Here is a 212-nt window from a genome sequence, read left to right on the forward strand (position 1 = left end):
TGCGAGCGACATCGATGGTGATAACCTATCTGTTGATACGGTGACGTACAGCGGCACTGACGGTGTGCTTACCGACAACGGTGATGGCACCCATAGCTTTGCACCAAATGAAAACTTCAATGGTGATTTACAGCTCGATTTCGGCGTCAGCGATGGCACCGTTGTGACCCCAGCTAACATTGATATCGCGGTTACGGATGTCAACGATGCAC

1 protein-coding gene is annotated in these 212 nt (G+C 50.9%); it reads left to right on the top strand.

Annotation, left to right across the window (positions count from 1 at the left end):
• On the top strand, positions 1–212 hold a 212-nt coding region (locus tag AB4140_RS19760; RefSeq protein WP_372002343.1), incomplete at both ends, for a cadherin-like domain-containing protein.

The organism is Shewanella sp. 10N.286.51.B2 (assembly GCF_041469265.1).
Classification (GTDB): Bacteria; Pseudomonadota; Gammaproteobacteria; order Enterobacterales; family Shewanellaceae; genus Shewanella.